This is a genomic window from Pseudomonas iridis (assembly GCF_017980685.1).
Classification (GTDB): domain Bacteria; phylum Pseudomonadota; class Gammaproteobacteria; order Pseudomonadales; family Pseudomonadaceae; genus Aquipseudomonas; species Aquipseudomonas iridis.
In genome coordinates this window covers 163418-185117 of the sequence record NZ_JACXXO010000007.1, presented here as the reverse complement: position 1 = coordinate 185117, position 21700 = coordinate 163418, and the positions used below count along the sequence as shown (strand labels likewise).

Below are 21700 nucleotides of genomic sequence, written 5' to 3'. Positions count from 1 at the left end.
AGCGGCAAACGCTGCGAACACTTTTGCAGCGCGCACAAAAAAGGCCCCGACGTATCGGGGCCTTCGTTCAGCGGCTCATCGCCTGTTCAGACGATTGTGTGTCTTCGCGTGAATCAGTGCTGCAGAACCGGTTTTTGCGTCCCGTTGATCGGGATGCGTTTGGCCTTCGCCTCTTCCGGGATCACTCGCAACAGGTCGATGCTCAGCAGACCGTTGCTCAGATCGGCAGCCTTGATCTCGATGTGATCGGCCAGACGAAAGGACAGCTTGAAAGCACGCTGGGCGATGCCCTGGTGCAGGAAGGTCACGTCCTCGTTCACGTCACGCTTGCCGCCACTGATGGTCAACACGCCCTTCTCGACTTGCAGCTCCAGGTCTTCTTCCTGGAAACCGGCAGCGGCTACGACGATGCGGTATTGATCGTCACCGTGTTTCTCCACGTTGTAGGGTGGATAGCTGCTGCCTGGTTCGTTGCGCAGGGCCGTTTCGAACAGGTCGTTGAAGCGGTCGAAACCTACCGAGGAACGGAACAGTGGCGCGAGGGAAAATGCAGTACTCATGGTTCAAATCTCCTGAAAACAATCAGCAAGGTTTTTTATCTCCGCGACCCGAATTCGGCATCGCGTAACCCTTAGATAGGGACCGCTGATTTGATTTCAAGAGAGTATTTGCAGATTTTTTTCAGGCCACTTCGGCGACCGGCAGACCGAGTAAACGCGAGACGTGATCCGGTTCCGTCTCACGGCGCAGCACGGTAAACAGCTCGGTGGCTTCAGGGTAATTGCGGGTCAACATGGCCAGCCACTGCTTCAAACGGCCAGGCGATTGACGTACGGTCATCTGCGCTTTGGCTTGCAGCCAGAAATCCTGGATCAGTGGCAGCAGCTCGGCCCAGGTCATCTCGACCACTTCCTCACCGGCGCGCGCAGCGGCGATTTGCCTGGCCAGATCCGGCCGCGAAACCAGACCACGGCCGAGCATGATGTCTTCCACGCCACTGATTTCGCGGCAACGACGCCAGTCCTCGACGCTCCAGATATCACCGTTGGCGAACACCGGCACCTTGACCACTTCCTGCACGCGCGGGATCCATTCCCAGTGCGCGGGCGGTTTGTAACCGTCCATTTTGGTCCGGGCGTGCACCACGATGTGCTCGGCGCCGCCTTCGGCCAGTGCCGTGGCACAGACGAGCGAGCCATCCGGGCTGTCGAAGCCCAGACGCATCTTGGCCGTGACGGGAATGTGCGCAGGCACGGCGCGACGCACGTGTTCGACGATCTGATTGAGCAACTCGGGCTCTTTAAGCAGCACCGCACCGCCACGGGATTTATTGACTGTTTTGGCCGGGCAGCCGAAGTTGAGGTCGATCACTTCGGAGCCAAGTTCGCAGGCCAACGCCGCGTTTTCCGCCAGACACACCGGGTCAGAACCCAACAGCTGCACACGCAACGGCACGCCGGACGCGGTGCGGGCACCGTTGAGCAGTTCCGGGCCGAACTTGTGGAAGTAGGCTGGGGTGAGCAACTGGTCATTGACGCGAATAAATTCGGTCACGCACCAGTCGATGCCGCCAACGCGGGTCAGCACGTCGCGAAGGATGTCGTCGACCAACCCCTCCATGGGCGCCAGAGCAATTTGCATGGGGAAAACACTACTTGTGGAAAAACGTGCGGCAGTTTACTGGATTGCGCAGGTTAAACCCACGACCACCTGTAGGAGCTGCCGAAGGGATTTACGCTGATTCTGGGGTTTGGACCGCCGGGCCGTAGCCTTCGATGAACTCCGCCGGCATGCGCTTGGGCTTGCCGGTGGACAGTTCGATGCAGACGAACGTGGTCTGGGCGCGCAACAGCGTGGCGTGGTCGCTTGGGCGGATCAGCTGGAAATGCCGGGTCATTTTCAGACGTTGATCCCAATCGACGATCCAGGTCGCCAATTGCAGCTCGTCGCCCTCATAGGCCGCCGCCAGGTAATCGATCTCGTGGCGCACCACGGCCATTGCGCGATCCAGCCGCCGGTACTCGACCAGATCCAGCCCCAGACGCTGCGAATGGCGCCAGGCGCAACGTTCAAGCCAGGTCACGTACACCGCGTTGTTGGCGTGCCCCAGCCCGTCGATGTCCTCGGCGCCTACTTGCAGATCAATGGTAAACGGCGTCGCCCGATCCCAGCTCATGCCCCACTCCCGGTCAGATTATTCAACCGGGGCAGTGTAACGGATGCTCACGCCGATTGGCGCGCCTGAAGGCTTCGACCGGTCAGCAGTGATAACACGCCATCAATCACCCGAGGGTCGGCCAGCACGCGTTGATGACCACCGCTTTCGAGGCGCAACAAGCGGCTGTCGAACCAGGATTCGTGGATCAATTGCGATTCCTTGACCGAGACAAAATTGTCGTCCTCGGCATGCACGATCAGCCCGGGCATATCCAGTTGATAGTGCGCGACGTCGAGGGTGGCGGCGCGCATGCCGACATCTTGCTCGACCTGACGAATGAATGCGGAGCGCGCTCGGGGCGGCATCCCCACGTAGCGGGCAAATCCGCGCAGCACGCCAAGAATGCGGGCGGGGGCAGCAATGCTGACGAGGGTTTCGGTGCGCAGGCCCAATTGCACGGCGAGCATCGCACTGGCGCCGCCCATGGAGTGACCGATAACAGCTTGCAAGGGCGGCAGCTCGGCAGCAGCTTCAAGCATGGCGCGGGCAAACAACACAACGTTGGCCTCACGCCCCGGCGACCGACCATGGGCCGGGCCGTCGAGTGCAACCACCGTGTAACCGGCGTCGACCAGAGCGGTAATCAGTGCAGCAAATTGAGTGGGTCGCCCTTCCCAACCGTGCATCAGCAGCACCGTCGGACCGTGCCCCCAACGCAGTGCGGAGAGGCCGAAGCGCAAAGTGATCCGTTCTGAGCTGGCCAGCAGCGGCAACTCCCAATCGCGCAGTGGCAACGCGCGCGGCGTCATGAACGCCAGGCGCATTTTGCTCGCCACCCGTTGCGGTGCAATCCAGCCCAAGGTGCCATTTACGCCACGAACCCACTTCAACGTGTTCATCGCTCTCTCCTCAGGCATGCTGCCTTCAGGTCAACGCACCGCCGACTTGGCGGCGCGCAGCAATCGATCGGATAAGTCTCCCGGGCCGAGCGCTCTTGCGAGTGCCAGACCACCCACCATCAGGGCCACATCGGCCAGGGCTTTGTCGGTGTCCTCAGGGCTGGACGCCAACTGCGCAATCATCAATTCCAGGTGCTCGTTCAGCGCGATGCGGAACGACTCCGGCAAACGACCCAGCTCGCCAATGGAGGCAGGAATCGGACAGGCCGATTCGCTGGAATCGCGGTGTTTGCGCGACAGGTAGAACGCAGCGACCAGCGCGCGGCGCTCTTCGCCAGTCAATTCGGTGTCCATGTCGGCAATCAGGTCGCGACGCCGGCCCAGCAACTGCTTGAACGCTTCGAGCATCATCGCGTCCTTGCTTTCGAAGTGCGCATAGAAACCACCGACGGTCAGGCCGGCTGCGCCCATCACTTCGCCCACGCTTGGGTCTGCCGGGCCGCGCTGGATCAGTGCGGCGCTGGCAGCCTTGAGGATGCGTTCGCGGGTTTGAGCTTTTTTATCGTTCATCGTCGCCTCCGAATATTACGACTAGAATATTATTCTCATAATAATATTCTGCAAGTCAAGGATATGACCGCTGGTCTGAAGCACAGTGTAAGGAAAAAGGAGATTTGGCCAAACGCCAGACAAACAAAAGGGCCATTCAATAATTGAATGACCCTTATAAATCCCGCAGAGCGGGTAATCGTGGCGTCCCCTAGGGGACTCGAACCCCTGTTACCGCCGTGAAAGGGCGGTGTCCTAGGCCACTAGACGAAGGGGACACAAACCCTTCTATACAACTGATCAGTGCTGAGAGCTGATCGATTCAAGGCCGGTGTGGCCAGACCTTGAACTTGTAAAATTGGTGGAGCTTAGCGGGATCGAACCGCTGACCTCCTGCATGCCATGCAGGCGCTCTCCCAGCTGAGCTAAAGCCCCGGATTTTTCGCCTCGCGGCGGAGTGACATCTTGCAACATCACTTCTGTAAAACTGGCGTCCCCTAGGGGACTCGAACCCCTGTTACCGCCGTGAAAGGGCGGTGTCCTAGGCCACTAGACGAAGGGGACGCAAACCCTTCTATACAACTGATCAACGCTGAGTGTTGATCGCTTCAAGGCCGGTGTGGCCAGACCTTGAAGTGTAAATTGGTGGAGCTAAGCGGGATCGAACCGCTGACCTCCTGCATGCCATGCAGGCGCTCTCCCAGCTGAGCTATAGCCCCTCATCGTTGATGTCATCGCTGAGGACGGGGCGAATCTTAATGGCGCTTCCGAGGGCTGTCAAACTTATTTTTAAAATAATTCAAAGTTTTTTGCCGACATAACAATCACTTACCGCCCTCCCCCCGTAAATTCGGGAGGTTTGCAACCTGCGCAGAACGGCAGAAGCTGCCGAAGGCTGCGATCTTTTGATCCTGTTTTAAAAAACCAACGTCAAAAGATCGCAGCGTGCGGCCGCTCCAACAGGGGATCAGGCGATGGCGCCCAGCAGTTTTTCCCACTCTTTGTTTTCTTTCTTCGACACGCCGCCCAGCAGGTCGATCGCCTGACGCAGACGGAAGCGGGTCAGGTCCGGCCCGAGGATTTCCATCGCATCGAGCACCGACACCGAACTCGCCTGCCCGGTGATTGCCGCGAACATCAACGGCATCGCATCACGCAGTTTCAGCTCCAGCGACTCAACCACCGCCTGAATCGTCGCCGTGATGCTGTCCTTCTCCCACTGACGCAGGCTTTCCAGCTTCCACAGAATCAACTGCATCAACTGCCGAACCTGATCGCCCGAGAGCTTTTTCGATTCAAACAGCTTGGCATCCGGATTAACGCCGCCGGCGAAGAAGAACCCGGCCAACGGTGCGACCTGGCTGAAGGTTTCAACACGGCCCTGCACATGCGGCGCGATCTTCATCATGTATTCCGGGTTCAGCGCCCAAGTCTGCAAACGGCTGGCGAACTCTTCGACCGGCAGATCACGCAGCCACTGGCCGTTGAGCCACGACAGTTTCTCGATGTCGAAGATCGGACCGCCGAGGGACACGCGCTTGAGGTCGAAGTTGTCGACCATTTCCTGCAGCGAGAACTTCTCGCGCTCGTCTGGCATCGACCAGCCCATGCGGCCCAGGTAGTTGAGCATCGCTTCCGGCATGAAGCCCATGCGCTCGTAGAAGGTCACCGACGTCGGGTTCTTGCGCTTGGACAGCTTGCTCTTGTCCGGGTTACGCAGCAGCGGCATGTAGCACAGCTCTGGTTGTTCCCAGCCGAAGTACTCGTAAAGCAGGATCAGTTTTGGCGCCGACGGCAGCCATTCTTCGCCGCGCAGTACGTGGGTGATGCCCATCAAGTGGTCGTCGACCACGTTGGCGAGGAAGTACGTCGGCAGGCCGTCGGTCTTCATCAGCACTTGCATGTCCATGCGGTCCCACGGGATCTCGACATCACCACGGAGCATGTCCGGCACTACGCAGACGCCTTCGTTCGGCACTTTCATGCGGATCACGTGGGGTTCGCCAGCGGCCAGACGTGCAGCAACTTCTTCCTTGGACAGCAGCAGCGCGCGGCCGTCGTAACGTGGAGTTTCGCCACGCGCCTGTTGCTCGGCGCGCATCTGGTCCAGCTCTTCTGCTGTGCAGAAGCACGGGAAAGCGTGACCCAGCTCAACCAGTTGCTGGCAATATTTCTGGTAGATATCGCCGCGCTCGCTCTGGCGATACGGGCCGTGCGGGCCGCCGACGTCCGGGCCTTCGCTCCACTCGATGCCGAGCCAGCGCAGGGCGTCGAAGATCTGCTGTTCGGACTCGCGGGTCGAACGCAACTGATCGGTGTCTTCGATCCGCAGGATGAACTCACCGCCATGCTGCTTGGCAAAGCAGTAGTTGAACAATGCGATGTAAGCGGTACCTACATGGGGATCCCCGGTAGGCGATGGCGCGATGCGAGTGCGGACGGTGGTCATGGCATGTCTCGAAAAGAATGAAAAGCAAAGATCAATAAGCGGCGAATGGTAACAGGCGACACCCGCCCCGCTCCAGCGGGCAGGGTATTTAAGCCAGGTTTGTGTCTGTCAGGCCCGTTGGCCGCGATGAGGCCGGATAGCTCACCGCACAATCAAACAGCCAAAAGACGCTCGCGCAGCTTGGCAATTTCATCACGCATCTGCGCCGCCGCTTCAAACTCCAGGTCCCGAGCAAGCTGATACATCTTCTCTTCCAGCGCCCGAATCCGCTTGGTGATCTCGCTTGGCGAGCGCAATTCGGCCTCGTACTTGGCGTTTTCTTCGGCGGCCTTGGCCATGCCCTTGCGCTTCTTGCTGCGCGAGCCGGGCACCGTGGCGCCTTCCATGATGTCGGCAACGTCCTTGAAGACACCCTTAGGCGTGATGCCATTGGCCAGGTTGAAAGCGATCTGCTTGTCGCGACGACGTTCGGTTTCGCCAATCGCGCGTTCCATCGAACCGGTAATGCGATCGGCGTAGAGAATCGCCCGGCCATTGAGATTACGCGCCGCACGGCCGATGGTCTGGATCAGCGAGCGCTCGGAACGCAGGAAGCCTTCCTTGTCAGCATCGAGGATCGCTACCAGCGACACCTCCGGCATGTCCAGGCCTTCACGCAACAGGTTGATCCCGACCAGTACATCAAAAGTGCCGAGGCGCAGGTCACGGATGATTTCAACCCGCTCGACGGTGTCGATATCCGAGTGCAGATAACGCACACGCACGCCGTGGTCGGCGAGGTAATCGGTCAAATCCTCCGACATGCGCTTGGTCAGCGTGGTGACCAACACGCGCTCTTCCAGCGCCACGCGCTTGGTGATTTCCGAAAGCAGATCATCAACCTGAGTCAACGCCGGACGGATTTCGATTTGCGGGTCCACAAGACCGGTCGGACGCACCAGTTGCTCGACAACGCGACCGGCGTGCTCCGCCTCGTAATTGCCCGGCGTGGCCGAGACGAAAATCGTTTGCGGGCTGATGCCTTCGAATTCGTCGAAACGCATAGGCCGGTTGTCCAGCGCCGATGGCAAACGAAAACCGTACTCCACCAGCGTTTCTTTACGCGAGCGGTCACCTTTATACATCGCGCCGACCTGCGGCACGCTGACGTGGGATTCGTCGATCACCAGCAAGGCGTCGGCTGGCAGGTAGTCGAACAAGGTCGGCGGCGCCTGACCGGAGTCGCGACCCGAGAGGTAACGCGAGTAGTTTTCGATGCCGTTGCAGTAGCCCAGCTCAAGAATCATCTCCAGATCGAAACGAGTGCGCTGCTCCAGACGCTGGGCTTCCACCAGCTTGTTGTTGCTGCGCAGGTATTCGAGACGTTCCTGCAACTCGACCTTGATGCCCTCGATGGCGCCAAGCAGGGTTTCGCGCGGCGTCACGTAGTGGCTTTTCGGGTAAAACGTGAAGCGCGGCATCTTGCGGATGACTTCGCCGGTCAGCGGATCGAACGCGGAAATACTCTCGACCTCGTCATCGAACAGTTCGATGCGGATGGCTTCCAGATCCGATTCCGCCGGGTATATGTCGATCACATCGCCGCGTACGCGAAAGGTCGCGCGGGCAAAATCCATGTCATTGCGGGTGTATTGCAGATCGGCCAGACGCCGCAGCAGCGCACGCTGATCGAGTTTGTCGCCGCGATCGACGTGCAACACCATCTTCAAATAGGTTTCCGGACTACCCAGACCATAGATGCACGACACCGTGGTAACGATGATCGAGTCCTTGCGTTCCAGCAGCGCTTTGGTCGCGGAAAGGCGCATCTGTTCAATGTGGTCGTTGATCGACGCATCCTTCTCGATGAAGGTGTCGGACGACGGCACATACGCTTCGGGCTGGTAGTAGTCGTAGTAGGAAACAAAGTACTCGACCGAGTTGTTCGGGAAAAACGCCTTGAACTCGCCGTACAGCTGCGCGGCCAAGGTCTTGTTCGGCGCCAGCACCAGAGTCGGGCGCTGAATTTGCGCGATGACATTGGCGATGCTGAAGGTCTTGCCCGAGCCGGTCACACCGAGCAGCGTCTGGTGCGCCAACCCAGCCTCGATGCCCTCAACCAACTGGCGGATGGCTTCCGGCTGATCGCCGGCAGGCTCAAAGCGGGTGACTAGCTGGAATTCGGACATACACACCTCTGGGATCGCGGGGTTCCGAGTAAAGCGGAACACCACGGGGACGACCGCAAACGACCGATGTCGCGCAAGAAAAATCTGGATTGTGCTGAATGTGGTGGCGATTGCCTTGGCTTTCAAGGCAAACGTCCTACATCCGGTAAAAACTCTGACACGTTCAATCGACTAACGGTCAAGAAATAATCGGAAAAACTTACCCTAAAAGCCGAATCGCCTGTCGCCATTGCTCGGTGATGGCCTCTATACTAGCTCCCCGTTTGTGCACCGCTCTAGTGCATCCGGCTGGAGCGCGACACGTCCCTCCACTCTCCATTCAGAGCCGCCGCAAAAATGAGCCTGTTCTCCGCTGTCGAAATGGCACCCCGCGATCCAATCCTGGGCCTCAACGAAGCATTCAACGCCGATACCCGGACCACGAAGGTCAACCTGGGCGTAGGTGTTTACTGCAACGAAGAGGGGCGAATTCCACTTCTGCGCGCCGTTATCGAAGCCGAAACGATCCGCGTCGCTCAACACGCTTCGCGCGGTTACCTGCCGATCGATGGCATCGCTGCCTACGACCAGGCCGTGCAAAAGCTGCTGTTCGGTAATGATTCGCCGCTGATCAGCGCCGGTCGCGTCATCACCACTCAGGCCGTCGGCGGGACCGGCGCACTGAAAATCGGTGCCGACTTCCTCAAGCAACTGCTGCCGAACGCTGTTGTGGCGATCAGCGACCCGAGCTGGGAAAACCACCGCGCGCTGTTCGAAACCGCGGGTTTCCCGGTGCAGAACTACCGTTACTACGATGCCGCCACCCACGACGTGAACCGTGCCGGCATGCTCGAAGACCTCAACGCCCTGCCAAACGGCTCGATCGTTATCCTGCACGCCTGCTGCCACAACCCGACCGGTGTCGACCTGACCCCGGCGGACTGGAACAACGTGCTGGAAGTGGTCAAGGCCAAAGGTCACGTGCCGTTCCTCGACATGGCTTATCAGGGCTTCGGTGACGGCATCGACGAAGACGCCGCGGCTGTGCGCCTGTTCGCAGAATCGGGCCTGACCTTCTTCGTTTCGAGCTCGTTCTCCAAGTCGTTCTCGCTGTATGGCGAGCGCGTGGGTGCACTGTCGATCATCAGCGAGTCGAAAGAAGAAAGCGCGCGCGTGCTGTCGCAAGTCAAACGCGTGATCCGCACCAACTACTCCAACCCGCCGACCCACGGTGCAAGCATCGTCGCCGCCGTGTTGAACAGCCCGGAACTGCGCGCGCAGTGGGAAGCCGAACTGGCGGAAATGCGTCTGCGTATTCGCGGCATGCGCAAGCAAATGGTCAGCCTGCTGGCAGAAAAAGCACCGCAGCGCGACTTCAGCTTCGTCGGCCGTCAGCGTGGCATGTTCTCCTACTCCGGCCTGACCACTGAACAGGTTCATCGCCTGCGCAACGAGTTCGGCATCTACGCCCTGGATACCGGCCGCATCTGCGTGGCGGCTCTGAACCAGAGCAACATCAAGGCTGTAACCGATGCGATTGTTCAGGTCATCTGATTTCGCATTGCGATGAAAAACGGGAAGCCTTCTGGCTTCCCGTTTTTATTTGTCCCGGTAAACAGTCCACACCCTCTAAACTGCACACAGATTTAACTGCGGGAGCGAGCTTGCTCGCGAAAGCGCTGTGTCATTCAACATATTGTCGACTGACACAAAGCCTTCGCGAGCAGGCTCGCTCCCACAGGATATGAGTCAACCCGAGAATTCTGCGAGAGCCAACATGAAAAACGACAACCTGCGCGCCGACCGTGACGAAATGGATGATTTCATCCCGCGCGCCCCGGCCAAACGCGAAAAAAGCCTGGTGCTGCAAGTGGCGACCGGGGTGTTTCTCGGCGGCCTGGTCTTGTGGCTGGTGCAACTGGCGACCACCGCGGCTTACGCCAGGTTGATGATGGGCACCATCACTTTCGGCAGTTAAGCCAGTTCGCTCGCACGCTGGCTGGCGGCATCGTCATAGACAACGTACAGCGATTCGGCAATCTGGCTTTTGATGGCCTTGGCAGTTTCCAGGCCGAGGACAAAACCCTCGGCCTTGCCGCCAGCGCGGTTCAATTCTTCAGCGGTGCTGGCCTGAGTGATTGCATCAAAGAGTTTTTCGGCGTGCGGGCCGACGCCTTTTGGCAGGCTGATTTGAGCGGTGGTCATGCGAGCACCTCGATGTACAGTGATGTGTGATTCATGGCGCGTACCTTTTCGGCGAATGGCCGGCAGCGCGTGTGACCACTTCCGGGCGGCCATGGTAGACCCCTGAGGCAATTCTGGTAACCGCCAATTGCCGGTAAACCACCGTCCGTCCTGACGAATTGCAAAATTCAACAACAGACGCTTGACTTCTCTTTTTGAATCAGTAACATACGCACCAATTCCGCAATAGCTCAGTTGGTAGAGCAAGTGACTGTTAATCACTGGGTCCCTGGTTCGAGTCCAGGTTGTGGAGCCAAATAGCAAAGCCCCTGAATCGAAAGGTTCAGGGGCTTTTTTGTGGGCGCTCGGAAAGATCAAAAGATCGCAGCCTGCGGCAGCTCCTACAGTTTGAAATGCATTCCCCCGCAGGCTGCGATCTTTTGATCTCCACGAAAACGAAAAGGCCGATCTGTCTTCCAACAGATCGGCCTTTTTATTCGATCAGCGATCAAACATGCTCGCTGCTCTTCACCTGCACCTTCGGTGCACCGTGACCATGGTCGTGATCCGCGTCCACTTCGATCACCGGCACTTCCTTGCCATCGCAATCATGCAGTTTGCCGTCGCAGAAGTAATCACCCTCACGCAGCGCCGCCAGATCGCGATAACGCAGAGTTCGCTCCTCCGCCACCGCAAACACCGACTGCTGGTCAGAGTTGCCGGTAGTGAAGTGGTTGAACGCCAGGTTAAGCAGGATCGCCATGATCGCCGACGAGCTGATACCCGAGTGGAAAATGGTCGCAAACCAGCTCGGGAATTGATCGTAGAAGCTCGGCGCAGCAATCGGGATCATGCCGAAACCAATCGAGGTCGCGACAATGATCAGATTGACGTTGTTACGGTAGTCAACCTTCGACAACGTACGGATACCACTCGCGGCCACGGTGCCAAACAACACAATACCTGCGCCGCCGAGTACCGAAGTCGGCACTGCCGCGATCACTCGGCCCATGAATGGCAGCAGGCCAAGGACTACCAGAAACAGACCACCGGTGGCGACCACAAAACGACTCTTGATCCCGGTCACCGCCACCAGGCCAACGTTCTGGGCGAAGGCGCTCTGGGTGAACGAGCCGAAGATCGGCGCAAACATGCTCGACAGCATGTCCGCGCGCAGTCCATTGCCCAGACGTTTGGAATCGACCTTGGTGCCGATGATTTCACCCACCGCGAGAATGTCCGCCGAGGTTTCCACAAGCGTCACCATGACCACGATGCACATCGACAGAATCGCTGCGAAGTGGAAAGTCGGCATGCCGAAATGGAACGGTGTCGGGAAGCCGAACATCGGGCCGGTGGTGACGCCAGAGAAGTCGGCCATCCCAAGGAACACGGCCAGCACCGTACCGATCACCATCGCCAACAGGATCGACAAGCGCGAGATGGTCGAGCTGCCGACCTTGCTCAGCAGTAACACCAGCACCAGCGTGACCGCCGCCAGACCAATGTTCTGCATGCTGCCGAAGTCCGGCGCCTGGCTATTGCCGCCCATGGCCCAGCGCGCGGCCACCGGCATCAGCGTGAGGCCGATGGTGGTGATCACAATGCCGGTCACCAGCGGCGGGAAGAACTTGGTGATGCGCGAGAACACCGGGGTAATCAACAAGCCGATCAGCGACGCGGCAATCACCGCGCCAAGCACCGACTGGAAGCCACCCTCCCCGCCGCTGCTGACGATCGCGACCATGGTCGCAACGCCCGAAAACGACACACCCTGAACCAGCGGCAACTGACAGCCAAAAAACGGTAGACCCAGGGTTTGCAGCAGTGTCGCCAGCCCCCCCGCAAACAATGAAGCAGCAATCAACAAACCAATGTCTGCGGGCGACAGCCCGGCCGCCTGACCGATGATCAGTGGCACCGCGACGATACCGCCATACATGGTCAGAACATGTTGCAGGCCGTAAGCCATATTCGCGCCGACCCCGAGGTTTTCGTCCTCGGGCCGTTGGTGTGAAACATGGGGCGTTTTCATGGTGGGGGGGTTCCCTGGTTTTTGTTATGCGCACACTGTATTCAATACTCGTGACAAATGTCCATAGAGTTGTATACAACTTATCAGTCAGATAATGGATAGGTAGCCACCCAAGCTTCTATCCCGCAGCTTCCATCCCCCACAAATCCGGCAACACATCCCCTCCTGCCCCTGCTCTATCTACCACTAGGCTGAAGTGTCCATGGCGACCGACGGTGCGGTCGCGCCCTTTTTTATACATATAAAGTATGCATAATGAAGCCATTCGACATTCAGTACGACAAAAGCAAGAACGCAGCCAATAAACTCAAGCACAGGGGTGTCAGCCTTGCAGAGACTGAAGCGGTTTTTCACGATGAACGCGCACTAACCATTGAGGACAACGACCATGACGAACAACGCTGGATCACCCTCGGCCTCGATGCCAGGGGACGTTTATTGGTCGTTGCGTACAGTTACCGCGAAGCGAATGTCGTACGCGTTATTTCTGCACGTTTCGCCACCCCGAGCGAACGTTGCGAGTATTTTCTGGAGGCTTGACCGATGAAAGATGAATATGACTTCTCTCAGGGCAAACGTGGCGCAGCGGTGTCCACCAAGGGCAAAACCCGCATCACCATCATGCTCGACGATGCCGTTATAGACGCCGCGCGCACGGTGGCGGAAAACGAGGGGTTTGGTTATCAGACGGTGATCAACAACACCCTGCGCCATGCGCTGCTCGATAGCGCTGGCGATAAGGGCCAAGCCGATGACTCGGCCCATTCCGGGCAGTTCAAGAAAGGCATCACGGCCGCCGACCTCAAGAGCCTTGAGAAGAAACTGTCGGCAGCGGTAGGGGAAATTCGCCGGGTATTGGAGCCGGATGCGAAGCCATAGACCTCAGGCCGGGACAATCAACCGCGCCAAGGTGTCGCGCACATGCGGCCGCTCAGGCAAATGTAGATCGAACTCCTGCAGCAGCAACTCAATCAGTTCATCAACGTCGATGACATCACGCCGCTCGCTCTCGGCGCCGATGCGGTGGATCGCGAAACTGCCATTGTTCAATGTGCGCCGCCAGCCATCGCCAGTACGCGCAACCATCAGGCGATGGGCAAACGGTGATTGCGGATGCGTCGAGACGTACCAGTTGCCGATGGTGAAATCGATGTCTTCCTGGCGTTGCAGATCGAACAGGTACATCGGCCGCCATTCGCCCCCGACATTGGCGCGCAGCATGTAGCCATCGGGTTGTTTTTCGATGCGATACGGTTCGTGCGGTGTGGCTTGCTCGGCCTCGGTATCCAGCATCAGCGGTGCGGTCGGCACCATGCCGCCGAAGCCGACATCGGTGACGTAGCGCACGCCGTCGAGGGTTACCAGACTCAAGCGATGGGTGCGCGCGGTCCAGGCGCCTTCGGGCTGATTCATGACCACTCGCCCGCTGATGGCACGAACGTCGAAGCCCAATTCAAGCAACAGGGCAAAAAACAGATGATTGAGTTCGTAACAGTAACCGCCGCGCCCACCGTGCAAGACTTTCTGCTCAATCGAGGCAAGATCGATCAATACCGGGGCGCCGGTGACCGTTGCGAGATTTTCAAAGGTGAAAGCGCCGGTATGGCGCCATTGCAACTCGCGCAGGGTTTCCAGGGTCGGCGGCGGTGGCGCCTCGAAACCCAGGCGTTGCAGATACCGTTTCAGATTCGTCAGACGTGGCTCACTCATTGCTCAGTCCTTATGCATGGGGCCGCAAGTCACTGCGTTGATGGTCGCCATGTATACGGTATGGGGCACTGAATTCGACAATTGATTTCACCAATCGCCCCTAGCGTTTTTTCCGTGAGCCTATGCGAATCCATGTCGGTGCATGGTCGCTGGCGTGCGGTTCATTGCGTACCCAGGCATCTACGCCGGCCTCATGCAGGTAAGGGCTCAGCGCCGGATTGAGTAACAGATGATCGATGCGCAGGCCGGAGTTGCTTTGCCAGTGCTGGCGGAAGTAATCCCAGAAAGTATAGAGGCGATCTTCGGGATACAGATGCCGCAGCGAATCGGTCCAGCCCTGATCCAGCAATCGCTGATAACACTCGCGGCTTTCGGGTTGCAGCAACGCATCCTTCAGCCATGAGCGGGTGTTGTAGATGTCCATGTCGGTGGGCACGACGTTGTAGTCGCCGGCCAGCACCACGGGGTGATCACTGCTTTGCAGGTCTTTCGCATAGGTGATCAGCCGTTCGAACCATGCCAGTTTGTAATCGAATTTCGGCCCTGGCTGCGGGTTGCCGTTGGGCAGGTACAGACAACCGACCAACACGCCGTGCACCGCCGCTTCCAGATAGCGGCTGTGCTTGTCCTCGGGATCACCGGGCAAGCCGCGCCGACTCTCCAGTGGTTGCGCATCGCGGGCGAGGATCGCCACACCGTTCCATGCCGCCTGACCATGCCAGATCGCGCCGTAACCGGCCGCTTCCAGTTCGGTTGCGGGGAACGCGCTGTCGAGCGATTTGAGTTCTTGCAGACAAACGATGTCCGGCTGCTCGCGCTTGAGCCACTCCAGCAGATTGGGCAGCCGCGCGCGCAGGCCGTTGACGTTGAAGGTGGCGATCCGCAGGTTTTTCATCGTCCGGGGCTCGTGTCAGAGGTTGTGAAAAATCTGACCTGATCGCCCCCGCACTGGTTGCATTGAATCGTTCCGCCACTATCGCGGGCAGGCTCACGCCTGCAAGGTTTTATGTTATGGCCGGAATTAACCGTGCATTCGGCCAAAACGCCCGGACTGGAAATCGGCGAAGGCCTGATGGATTTCCTGCTCGGTGTTCATCACGAACGGGCCGTGGCCGACGATCGGTTCGTCGATCGGCTCGCCGCTCAGCAGCAACACCACGGCGTCGGTTGCAGCTTTGAGAGCCAGTTGACGGCCGTCGCGCTCGAACAACACCAGTTGCCCCTGCTCCGCCGATTCTTGTTCATTGATCTGCACCGAACCTTTCAACACCACCAGCGCAGTATTGCGTCCTTCGTGAAGATCCAGCGCCAGCAACTTGCCAGCGTTCAGGCGCAGATCCCAGACATCAATTGGCGTGAAGGTGCGCGACGGGCCTGTATGGCCGTCGAACTCACCGGCGATCAAACGCAGGCTGCCGGCATTGTCCTTGAGCGCAATGCGCGGGATGTCACGGTCGAGAATTGTCTGGTAACCCGGCGCGGCCATCTTGTCCTTGGCGGGCAGATTGACCCACAGCTGAACCATTTCCAGCTTGCCACCGGTTTTGGCGAAGTTTTCCGAGTGGAACTCTTCGTGGAGTATTCCGGAGGCGGCGGTCATCCATTGCACGTCGCCCGGGCCGATGGTGCCACCGCTGCCCGTGGAGTCGCGGTGCTGCACTTCACCGTCGTAAACAATCGTCACGGTTTCAAAACCACGGTGCGGATGCTGACCCACGCCGCGCTGCTCGGTGGTCGGCGTGAATTCGGCAGGCCCCGCGTGATCAAGCAACAAGAACGGGCTGATGTGTTGGCCAAGGTTGTCGTAGGAAAACAGTGTGCGAACCGGAAAACCATCGCCGACCCAATGGCCGCGAGGGCTGGTGTAAATACCGATGATGTTTTTCATGGCTGGCTCCAAATGGGTAGCTGATGCAATGGATTCAGCTTAATTGCATGACGATTATTGCACTAGACGGCAAAAACCAGCTTCATCGTTCTATCTGGAGGACAGTGTACTTCGGCAGCCTCAAGACCGAGTCGCGGCGATCGCTGGCAAGCCAGCTCCCAAAGGTTTTCGGGATGTAAATACAATTCAGCACCAACACAATTCCCTGTGGGAGCGAGCTTGCCCGCGAAGAGGCCAGCCCAGACATCACAAGTCTGGGAATTGATTCATGATTTCTGATCAACAATGCTTTGCGCTACCAACGGTTTTTCCCACGAAAGCAAACGCAGATACTCCCCCCATTCCCACTGCAACCCCTGGAGTCTTCATGTCTGTTCCCGCTTTCGGCCTTGGTACGTTCCGCCTGCAAGGCCAGGTGGTCATCGATTCAGTGAGCACTGCCCTCGAACTCGGCTATCGGGTCATCGACACCGCACAGATCTACGAGAACGAAGCCGACGTCGGCCAGGCCATCGCCGCTAGCGGCATCCCACGTGAAGAGCTGTTTATCACCAGCAAGATCTGGATTGCCAACTTCGCCAAAGAGCGCCTGATTGAAAGCCTCAAAGAGAGCCTGCAAAAACTGCAGACCGACTACCTCGACCTGACGTTGATCCACTGGCCATCACCGGACGATCAAGTGCCCGTCGAAGAGTTCATGACCGCCCTGCTGGAAGCCAAGCGTTTGGGCCTGACCCGGCAGATCGGTATTTCCAACTTCACCATCGACCTGATGAAACAGGCGATTGCTGCCGTCGGTGCCGACAACATCGCGACCCATCAGATCGAGCTGCATCCGTACCTGCAAAACCGCAAAGTAGCCGGGTTCGCCCAGAGTCAGGGCATCCACATCACCTCATACATGACCCTCGCCTATGGCGAAGTGCTGAAAGACCCCCTGATCCATCAGATCGCCGAACGCCTGCACGCCACCCCGGCGCAAGTCACTCTGGCCTGGGCCATGCAGTCGGGTTATGCGGTGATTCCGTCATCGACCAAACGCGCCAACCTGCAAAGCAATCTCGGCGCCACTGCCCTGACGCTGAGCGATGCCGACATGGCGCAAATCGCCACGCTGGATCGCGGCCATCGCCTTACCAGCCCGAAAGGCATTGCGCCTGCCTGGGATTAATCAGCGCGATTGAATGCTCAGCCCTGAAGACGCTGCGCGAGACCATTCATGGCCTCGCGCAGCGTATGGATCGCCATGACCACGGTATCGGCGTCGGCCTCGATACACGCCTGTTCAACACCCGCGCAAGCCGCCACCACGCGCGCGGCCCCCACCATCTGCGCGCCGCCCTTGATGTGATGGGCCAGTTCGCGCAACCCGTCGCTGTCATGCTCGTGGTTCAACTCGTCGAGGCGTTGCAGATCGTGGTGCAGGCTGCGCAAAACTTCTTCACGCAGGCGATCGATCATCGAGTGATCATCGCCGGCCATCTGCTCCAGCGCGCTCAGGTCGATTTCTGTCAGGGCCATGTCTTCGACCGGTTCGACACCACTGTCGTTATGGCTGGCACCCGTCAACGCCTGCTGCAAATCGTGCAAGCGAATCGGTTTGAACAGGCATTCGTCCATGCCGGCATCAAGGCAACGAACCGTCTCCTCGACTTGAGCATTGGCGGTGAACCCGATCAACAGACAAGGCGCGCGGCCGCTCGCGGCTTCTTCGTCACGGATGGCCCGCGCCAGTTCATAGCCGTTGCGCCGCGGCATGTTGCAGTCGGTGATGACCACGTCGAAGGGCTGTGTCCGCCAACGTTCCAGTCCTTCATGGCCATCTTCGGCGGCAATCGTCCGATGGCCCAGCTCACTCAACTGCCAGCACAGCAACAAACGGTTCACCGGATGATCATCCACCACCAGAACGCTCAGTGGGCACACAGGCATATCCTGCGTCAGCGGTGTTGCCGGGGCATGCGCGATGCCGGCCAGCAGCGGCAGTTCGAGGTTGACTTGCACTTGCGTACCGCGACCCGGCTCGCTGTCGAGGTGCAACCAGCCGCCCATCATTTCGCAGAGGCTGCGACTGATCACCAAGCCCAATCCGGAACCACCGCGCGCCGATTGAGCGTTATTGCTCGCCTGTACGAAAGGGCTGAACAACCGTTGCCGATCCTGCGCACTGATGCCAATCCCGCTGTCTTTGATGACCACTTTCACGGCCAGTCGCTGCGCCGACACCGCTGTCACTTTCAGCCAGAGGCTCACCTCGCCGTCTTCAGTGAACTTGATCGCGTTGCTGAGCAAGTTCGACAACACTTGTTTGAAGCGCGTCGGGTCAATCAATACATCGACGTCACTGTGCTCACCTAACTCGACGTGCCACAACAGGCACTTCTGTCGCGCCAGCCCTTCAAACACCCGGCACACCGACACCACCAGTTCCCGCAGGTTGGCCCGCTCGGGAGCCAGGGACAAATGCCCGGTTTCAATGCGCGCGATGTCGAGAATGTCGCCGATCAGTGCCAGCAACTGTTGCCCGGCATTGGAGGCCACCTGAATGGCCAGGCGATCGGTCACACCCTCATCGGCGCGTTTGAGCGCCAGCTCGAGCATCCCGATCAATGCATTCATTGGCGTACGAATTTCATGGCTCATAGTCGCCAGAAACGTGGTTTTGGCCCGATTGGCGTCGTCCGCGGCGTCCTTGGCTTGCTGCAATTGTTGTAACCACTGCTGACGCTGACGGATCTGTCTGCGCTGCAAACCGATCCAGATCAGCGCCGCCAACAGCAGGCTCGCCGCCCCTGCAAAACCCAGCAGAATTTCGCGGCGATGTCGTAGCCAATAGCTCTCTTCCAGCACCACATCATGACTCCATCGTGCAACCAGTTCGTCCATCTGTTGCGGAGCGATGCTCAGCAATGCCTTGTTCAGGATCGAATGAAGCATCGAAGATTGTGGCGCGGTGGCCAGGGCAATACGGGCCGGTTGATCGCCAATAGTGCTGGCAATACACAGACGCTCGCGATGCTGACGGGCAATCACAAATCGCGCCACCAGCAACGAACTGACGGTGACGTCTACCTGCCCCTTGGCAATCAACGCTATGCCTTCGGCGGGGCTTTTGACTTCGACAAAACGCAATGCCGCGACCCGTTCCTGCAAATAGCCGCGCAACGGGTGGCCGCGATAAATCGCCAGCCGTTTACCCACCAAATCATCGAGATTGCGTGGGCTTTCCTCGGTTGTCCCACTGACCAGCACAAACGGATTGTTCATGTAGGCCCGAGTGAATCGCAGTTCGTTTTCACGCTCACTGCTGGGCGTCACCACAGGTAGCACGTCAAGCTCACCGGCCTGAAGTTGCTCGATCTGGCGATCCAGCGACTCCCCGCGCACGACCTCGAAATTCAGCCCGCTGCGCTGACTGATCAGGCTCAACAGTTGCGCCGCAAGCCCACTGAAACGGCCATCCGCGTCAAAAAAACTCAGCGGGGCAAAATCTTCGATACCGCCGACCCGCACCACCGGATGTTGATCCAGCCACTGCTGTTCTGCGGCACTGAGCTGCACCCGTGTTTGTTCAGCCATCTCGGCAAGACCGACGCTCCAGCGTTGTTCGATACGTTGCCGATGCTCCATGGGAATCGCCGCCAACGCCTTGTCGACGAGACGTTTGAGGCGCACATCGCTGCGCATCAGCGCAAAGCCGAACGGGTTGGCATCAAGTCCCGCGGGCCCTGCCAATTGCAGGTCATTTCGATAATTGGTGTTGATCAAGTAACTGGCACTGATGAAATCGCCCAGATAAACATCATTTATACCGAACGCCACGGCTCCCAGTGCATCCATTGCCGAGGCGTAAAGTTGCACGCTCGCTTCAGGATAGAACGCCTGCACCGTCGCCAGCCGCATGTAATCCTCGGCCATGGCGACACGCTTGCCCGAGAGATTCATCGGCATGGACTCTTCGAGCCGGGTAACCAGCATTGGCTGATCTTCGGCATAGGGTCGGGACAGAACGATCGCAGGGTCGGCGATCTCAAAACTGTTGGATGTCCCCAGTACATCGAGATCGCCACTTTTGAGTGCCGCCATCAACGCTTCCCGGTTGGCAAAACGCCGGACTTCGATTCTGAGGCCCAGCAGTTGCGCCAGCAGGTCGGCGTAATCGGCTGTGAGCCCTTCCAGTTCATGCTGATTGCGGGTGATCTCGAACGGTGGGTAATCGCGACCTGAAATGCCCATCCGCAACACCGGATGCTGACGCAACCATTGGCGGTCTTGTTCGTCCAGACGGATCTGGACATTATCGAGCCCGGAGCGAGTCAACACCTCGAGAACCTGCGGCGCTTCACTCGCCCAGCAAGAGGTAACAAGGCCAAGCCACAGCCAACAGACACGCCCTCCCTGGCTCATGTCCGGCTACTCAGATCAAATGATTGCGCTTGGCGAAATCGCGCAAGTGCACCGCTGTACCCATCCCGAGCTTCTTCATCAGTCGGGTTTTATATGTACTGACCGTTTTATGGCTGAGGTGCATGTCTTCGGCAATTGTCTTGTTGGGCTTGCCCTGCGCCAGTTGCACGAAAATGCTCAACTCTCGATCGGAGAGCTGATCAATCATCTGTTTTTCCGTGGTTTGCACAGCATTCAACACGCTGACGTTGTCCGGCATCGCGGAAAAATAGGTGTAGCCCGCCATCACTGCCTGAATGGCTTTGTGCAACTGTTGCAGTTGATTGGTCTTGGTGACGTAAGCCATCGCCCCAGCGCGCAGACAGCGCTCCTGGTAAAACAAGGCCTCGTGAGTACTGAACACCAGAATTTTGCACTTAAGGTCGTTGGCTTTGATTCGGGCCATGACGTCCAGCCCGTCGAGTGCTGGCAGACCCAAGTCAAGCACGACCAACCGGGGCTGGTGCTCGCGGATCATTTGCACCACCTCGTTGCCACTGGATGCCTCGTGAATCTCCTTGAAACCCTCGGATTGCAGCACGATTCGGATGGCGGCGCGCACCACTGGGTGGTCGTCGACGATCAGCGCTGACTTCATTTCCACTCCCACTACAAAATCTGGCAATAAGATCACCGGGATCGGCTGATCCAGACTCAATGGCTGCGCAGCGACTGTTGCACGCAATGGAATGGAAATCACCTGTCAGATCTGACAGTTGCGGTGAGGGTATGTTTATGCATATGCCCGACGCTGCTCAACCACGGCTTGTTTCCATTGGGGTGCGTCGGCCAACGCCATCAAGTGCCTGATTGCCTGTTCATTGGGCAGCGCCGCATGACTGATCTGCACATTCTCCTGCGCGAAACCTGATTTCACCTGCAACGGCGCCGAAGGTTCGTTGTAGATCAGCGCATGACGCACCTGGGGGTTGTCGAGGAAAAACTCCAGCAGATCCAGCGACCCCATCGCCAGTTCAGCGTTGATAACCACCACGTCGAACGGTTCGCAGCCGTAGTCCACCAGCGTCAACAGCTCGGCGATACTCTGCACCGGGGCAACGCGGTAGTAGTTGAGGCCGTTAAACAGACGCTCGACTTTCATCCGGTGAAAATGCTGCGGATCGGCGATAAGGATACGCAGGGCTTTATTGATCATGGTCAATCTCCCGGTGATCAGGTTTCTGGGTGCGGCAAGACTACGCAACCTCAACGGCAGGTTCTGTAGGACATTTCCT

20 protein-coding genes and 5 tRNA genes are annotated in these 21700 nt (G+C 58.5%); 6 read left to right on the top strand and 19 right to left on the bottom strand.

Features of this window, described 5'->3' with window-relative positions; genetic code table 11:
• Positions 1-113 precede the first annotated feature (113 nt).
• The 11 genes from IEQ42_RS14070 to uvrB form a co-directional block, all read right to left on the bottom strand.
• Positions 114-560, bottom strand: coding sequence for an Hsp20 family protein (locus IEQ42_RS14070; RefSeq protein ID WP_210703915.1), 447 nt, complete (start codon positions 558-560; stop codon positions 114-116).
• A 121-nt stretch (positions 561-681) separates the two neighbouring features.
• Positions 682-1641 (bottom strand): tRNA dihydrouridine synthase, encoded by a 960-nt coding sequence (locus tag IEQ42_RS14065; protein WP_210703914.1) that lies wholly within the window; start codon positions 1639-1641, stop codon positions 682-684.
• 91 nt (positions 1642-1732) lie between these two features.
• Positions 1733-2176: an acyl-CoA thioesterase gene (locus IEQ42_RS14060; protein WP_210703913.1), complete on the bottom strand. Its 444-nt coding sequence runs from the start codon at positions 2174-2176 to the stop codon at positions 1733-1735.
• Positions 2177-2223: 47 nt separating this feature from the next.
• Entirely contained in the window at positions 2224-3057 is an 834-nt protein-coding gene (locus IEQ42_RS14055; RefSeq protein ID WP_210703912.1) for an alpha/beta fold hydrolase, read from the bottom strand.
• Between the two features lie 30 nt (positions 3058-3087).
• Positions 3088-3627: a TetR/AcrR family transcriptional regulator gene (locus IEQ42_RS14050; protein ID WP_150594676.1), complete on the bottom strand. Its 540-nt coding sequence runs from the start codon at positions 3625-3627 to the stop codon at positions 3088-3090.
• Positions 3628-3808: 181 nt separating this feature from the next.
• A tRNA-Glu gene (locus tag IEQ42_RS14045) sits at positions 3809-3884 on the bottom strand.
• Positions 3885-3965: 81 nt separating this feature from the next.
• Positions 3966-4041: transfer RNA gene (locus tag IEQ42_RS14040), tRNA-Ala, on the bottom strand.
• 53 nt (positions 4042-4094) lie between these two features.
• A tRNA-Glu gene (locus IEQ42_RS14035) sits at positions 4095-4170 on the bottom strand.
• Between the two features lie 79 nt (positions 4171-4249).
• Positions 4250-4325, bottom strand: a tRNA-Ala gene (locus IEQ42_RS14030).
• Between the two features lie 248 nt (positions 4326-4573).
• Entirely contained in the window at positions 4574-6055 is a 1482-nt protein-coding gene (gltX, locus tag IEQ42_RS14025; RefSeq protein WP_210703911.1) for a glutamate--tRNA ligase, read from the bottom strand.
• A gap of 152 nt (positions 6056-6207) precedes the next feature.
• Positions 6208-8223 (bottom strand): excinuclease ABC subunit UvrB, encoded by a 2016-nt coding sequence (uvrB, locus tag IEQ42_RS14020; protein WP_115147583.1) that lies wholly within the window; start codon positions 8221-8223, stop codon positions 6208-6210.
• Between the two features lie 336 nt (positions 8224-8559).
• Here uvrB and IEQ42_RS14015 point away from each other — a divergent pair, with 336 nt between their 5' ends.
• Both IEQ42_RS14015 and IEQ42_RS14010 read left to right on the top strand, forming a co-directional pair.
• Positions 8560-9756, top strand: a complete 1197-nt coding sequence (locus tag IEQ42_RS14015; protein WP_210703910.1) for an amino acid aminotransferase — start codon at positions 8560-8562, stop codon at positions 9754-9756.
• Positions 9757-9979: 223 nt separating this feature from the next.
• Positions 9980-10180 carry a hypothetical protein gene (locus tag IEQ42_RS14010; RefSeq protein WP_210703909.1) on the top strand — a complete coding sequence of 67 codons (201 nt, stop codon included), beginning with the start codon at positions 9980-9982 and terminating at the stop codon, positions 10178-10180.
• On the opposite strand, the gene IEQ42_RS14005 is transcribed toward IEQ42_RS14010, so the two are convergent.
• Positions 10177-10407, bottom strand: a complete 231-nt coding sequence (locus IEQ42_RS14005; protein WP_042558588.1) for a hypothetical protein — start codon at positions 10405-10407, stop codon at positions 10177-10179. The genes IEQ42_RS14010 and IEQ42_RS14005 overlap by 4 nt on opposite strands.
• A 219-nt stretch (positions 10408-10626) precedes the next feature.
• Here IEQ42_RS14005 and IEQ42_RS14000 point away from each other — a divergent pair.
• Positions 10627-10702 (top strand) — tRNA-Asn (locus IEQ42_RS14000).
• A gap of 192 nt (positions 10703-10894) precedes the next feature.
• Here IEQ42_RS14000 and IEQ42_RS13995 read toward each other — a convergent pair.
• Positions 10895-12421, bottom strand: a complete 1527-nt coding sequence (locus tag IEQ42_RS13995; RefSeq protein WP_210703908.1) for a nucleobase:cation symporter-2 family protein — start codon at positions 12419-12421, stop codon at positions 10895-10897.
• 255 nt (positions 12422-12676) lie between these two features.
• Between IEQ42_RS13995 and IEQ42_RS13990 the strand changes: the two genes are divergently transcribed.
• Both IEQ42_RS13990 and IEQ42_RS13985 read left to right on the top strand, forming a co-directional pair.
• On the top strand, positions 12677-12961 hold the full coding sequence (locus IEQ42_RS13990; RefSeq protein ID WP_210703907.1) for a BrnT family toxin: 285 nt from the start codon (positions 12677-12679) through the stop codon (positions 12959-12961).
• 3 nt (positions 12962-12964) lie between these two features.
• Positions 12965-13300, top strand: a complete 336-nt coding sequence (locus IEQ42_RS13985; RefSeq protein WP_042558586.1) for a BrnA antitoxin family protein — start codon at positions 12965-12967, stop codon at positions 13298-13300.
• 3 nt (positions 13301-13303) lie between these two features.
• Here IEQ42_RS13985 and IEQ42_RS13980 read toward each other — a convergent pair whose 3' ends face one another.
• The 3 genes from IEQ42_RS13980 to IEQ42_RS13970 form a co-directional block, all read right to left on the bottom strand.
• A complete protein-coding gene (locus tag IEQ42_RS13980; RefSeq protein ID WP_210703906.1) occupies positions 13304-14131 on the bottom strand; it encodes an arylamine N-acetyltransferase family protein in 828 nt (275 codons plus the stop codon).
• A gap of 100 nt (positions 14132-14231) precedes the next feature.
• On the bottom strand, positions 14232-15026 hold the full coding sequence (gene xth / locus IEQ42_RS13975; RefSeq protein WP_210703905.1) for an exodeoxyribonuclease III: 795 nt from the start codon (positions 15024-15026) through the stop codon (positions 14232-14234).
• 126 nt (positions 15027-15152) lie between these two features.
• A complete protein-coding gene (locus IEQ42_RS13970) occupies positions 15153-16019 on the bottom strand; it encodes a pirin family protein (protein ID WP_047300438.1) in 867 nt (288 codons plus the stop codon).
• 367 nt (positions 16020-16386) lie between these two features.
• On the opposite strand from IEQ42_RS13970, the gene dkgB reads away from it, so the two are divergent.
• Complete coding sequence (gene dkgB / locus IEQ42_RS13965) at positions 16387-17190, top strand: 2,5-didehydrogluconate reductase DkgB (RefSeq protein ID WP_210703904.1); 804 nt, start codon at positions 16387-16389, stop codon at positions 17188-17190.
• 17 nt (positions 17191-17207) lie between these two features.
• Here the strand turns inward: dkgB and IEQ42_RS13960 are convergent, their stop codons facing one another.
• The 3 genes from IEQ42_RS13960 to IEQ42_RS13950 form a co-directional block, all read right to left on the bottom strand.
• Positions 17208-20426 carry a transporter substrate-binding domain-containing protein gene (locus IEQ42_RS13960; protein ID WP_210703903.1) on the bottom strand — a complete coding sequence of 1073 codons (3219 nt, stop codon included), beginning with the start codon at positions 20424-20426 and terminating at the stop codon, positions 17208-17210.
• A 10-nt stretch (positions 20427-20436) separates the two neighbouring features.
• Positions 20437-21063, bottom strand: a complete 627-nt coding sequence (locus tag IEQ42_RS13955; protein WP_210703902.1) for a response regulator transcription factor — start codon at positions 21061-21063, stop codon at positions 20437-20439.
• Positions 21064-21198: 135 nt separating this feature from the next.
• The gene (locus IEQ42_RS13950) at positions 21199-21621 is read right to left on the bottom strand and encodes a chemotaxis protein CheY (RefSeq protein WP_210703901.1); all 423 of its coding nucleotides are present in this window, start codon (positions 21619-21621) and stop codon (positions 21199-21201) included.
• Positions 21622-21700: the final 79 nt, after the last annotated feature.

Coding starts and splice junctions, on each gene's coding strand:
- dkgB (WP_210703904.1), top strand. CDS start 16,387: ATGTCTGTTCCCGCTTTCGGCCTTGGTACGTTCCGCCTGCAAGGCCAG.
- IEQ42_RS13990 (WP_210703907.1), top strand. CDS start 12,677: ATGAAGCCATTCGACATTCAGTACGACAAAAGCAAGAACGCAGCCAAT.
- IEQ42_RS14070 (WP_210703915.1), bottom strand. CDS start 560: ATGAGTACTGCATTTTCCCTCGCGCCACTGTTCCGTTCCTCGGTAGGT.
- IEQ42_RS14015 (WP_210703910.1), top strand. CDS start 8,560: ATGAGCCTGTTCTCCGCTGTCGAAATGGCACCCCGCGATCCAATCCTG.
- IEQ42_RS14055 (WP_210703912.1), bottom strand. CDS start 3,057: ATGAACACGTTGAAGTGGGTTCGTGGCGTAAATGGCACCTTGGGCTGG.
- IEQ42_RS13950 (WP_210703901.1), bottom strand. CDS start 21,621: ATGATCAATAAAGCCCTGCGTATCCTTATCGCCGATCCGCAGCATTTT.
- IEQ42_RS13970 (WP_047300438.1), bottom strand. CDS start 16,019: ATGAAAAACATCATCGGTATTTACACCAGCCCTCGCGGCCATTGGGTC.
- gltX (WP_210703911.1), bottom strand. CDS start 6,055: ATGACCACCGTCCGCACTCGCATCGCGCCATCGCCTACCGGGGATCCC.
- IEQ42_RS13985 (WP_042558586.1), top strand. CDS start 12,965: ATGAAAGATGAATATGACTTCTCTCAGGGCAAACGTGGCGCAGCGGTG.
- uvrB (WP_115147583.1), bottom strand. CDS start 8,223: ATGTCCGAATTCCAGCTAGTCACCCGCTTTGAGCCTGCCGGCGATCAG.
- IEQ42_RS14065 (WP_210703914.1), bottom strand. CDS start 1,641: ATGCAAATTGCTCTGGCGCCCATGGAGGGGTTGGTCGACGACATCCTT.
- IEQ42_RS14010 (WP_210703909.1), top strand. CDS start 9,980: ATGAAAAACGACAACCTGCGCGCCGACCGTGACGAAATGGATGATTTC.
- IEQ42_RS14005 (WP_042558588.1), bottom strand. CDS start 10,407: ATGACCACCGCTCAAATCAGCCTGCCAAAAGGCGTCGGCCCGCACGCC.
- IEQ42_RS13980 (WP_210703906.1), bottom strand. CDS start 14,131: ATGAGTGAGCCACGTCTGACGAATCTGAAACGGTATCTGCAACGCCTG.
- xth (WP_210703905.1), bottom strand. CDS start 15,026: ATGAAAAACCTGCGGATCGCCACCTTCAACGTCAACGGCCTGCGCGCG.
- IEQ42_RS14060 (WP_210703913.1), bottom strand. CDS start 2,176: ATGAGCTGGGATCGGGCGACGCCGTTTACCATTGATCTGCAAGTAGGC.
- IEQ42_RS13955 (WP_210703902.1), bottom strand. CDS start 21,063: ATGAAGTCAGCGCTGATCGTCGACGACCACCCAGTGGTGCGCGCCGCC.
- IEQ42_RS14050 (WP_150594676.1), bottom strand. CDS start 3,627: ATGAACGATAAAAAAGCTCAAACCCGCGAACGCATCCTCAAGGCTGCC.
- IEQ42_RS13960 (WP_210703903.1), bottom strand. CDS start 20,426: ATGAGCCAGGGAGGGCGTGTCTGTTGGCTGTGGCTTGGCCTTGTTACC.
- IEQ42_RS13995 (WP_210703908.1), bottom strand. CDS start 12,421: ATGAAAACGCCCCATGTTTCACACCAACGGCCCGAGGACGAAAACCTC.